Origin of the sequence: Moorena sp. SIO4A1, assembly GCF_010672065.1 — a bacterium.
Taxonomy (GTDB): domain Bacteria; phylum Cyanobacteriota; class Cyanobacteriia; order Cyanobacteriales; family Coleofasciculaceae; genus Moorena.
Genome location: NZ_JAAHHX010001002.1, coordinates 1 through 1,102, shown reverse-complemented (window position 1 = coordinate 1,102; position 1,102 = coordinate 1). Strand labels below are relative to the sequence as shown.

2 protein-coding genes are annotated in these 1,102 nt (G+C 44.8%); both read right to left on the bottom strand.

Going from position 1 to position 1,102, the window contains the following annotated elements; all coding sequences use genetic code 11:
- Window positions 1-95 precede the first annotated feature (95 nt).
- Window positions 96-404: a zinc ribbon domain-containing protein gene (locus F6K53_RS44795; RefSeq protein WP_293087512.1), complete on the bottom strand. Its 309-nt coding sequence runs from the start codon at window positions 402-404 to the stop codon at window positions 96-98.
- Window positions 405-476: 72 nt separating this feature from the next.
- Window positions 477-875 (bottom strand): IS200/IS605 family transposase, encoded by a 399-nt coding sequence (gene tnpA, locus F6K53_RS44790; protein ID WP_293087509.1) that lies wholly within the window; start codon window positions 873-875, stop codon window positions 477-479.
- Window positions 876-1,102 lie beyond the last annotated feature (227 nt).

Here is a 1,102-nt window from a genome sequence, read left to right as displayed (position 1 = left end):
CCTTCCACCCATCTGTCTGGACGTTCCTCACATCTCGATGAGGAGTTGCTTGAAAGCCTGAGCAAAGCTCATGTTTACAATCAAGGCAACCAAGCTCAACTGCATCTAGCAGACTCAATCCCATTCATGCACAAGAAACGCGCAGTACGGCGCAATAATACTGCCTGCACCTCGGCTTTACTCATATACCGGGTGATGTCCTTATCCGTACCTCTGCTAAGGACATTTGTGGCAGCATTATGGTCAGCCTGTAACACGACCCCATCAAATCCGGTAAAATTGTCCCCAGTCCTTTTCCCGAGAAGGGTTCCATTCCTGGAGTCAACTTGCGACGTGTAGCTAGGTTGAACTTCTGTCACGACTGAACCAGTCCAATCAGCCCATTTCTGTATAGAGTCCCGCATTTGACCGAAAATCCTGAGGGCGCAAGCCCCTAGATTCCATCTATGGGGTTAGCCCGAACAGGAATTTATTCCCTAAACTTCTTTTTGATTTTGAACGTACCTTTTGATCGTCTCAAGTGGAGCGCCGCCAACAGTGGATAAAAAGTAGGAATTAGTCCACAAGGTAGGGAGCCTACTTTTTAAGTGGGGAAACTGCTCCCTAAGATACCTACTGGTTGCTCCTTTAAACCTCTTAACCACTCTGTGAATACCAAACTGAGGATCGCATTCACAAAGTAGGTGAACATGGTCAGGCATCACCTCTAGTTCGATAATTTCGACTTGGATCTCTTCTGCTATTTGGTAGAGGAGTTCTTTTAGTTTGGTCTCTACTTCTTCTACCAGGACTGGTCTGCGGTATTTAGGGCACCATACAACGTGGTATTTGCACGAATAAACGATATTTTTATTGTATTTAAATTTATTTTTCATTTTGTCATGGACATTATCTAGCTGGCATTTATATACTATAAAAGTACAGGCAAGATAACGTCAATGAGGTGGTTGAAGTGTTGGCAATGGAGTTCAAAGCCGGTAAGCATTCAGGTGTAGGGGTTGACAAAGCCATCCCAATTACTCAAAGTCAGGAATCAGAGACAATTCGTGAGAACGCTCCCGCACTGCCAAGGAAAGAGATCGTCCTAAAAACTCAACAGCTG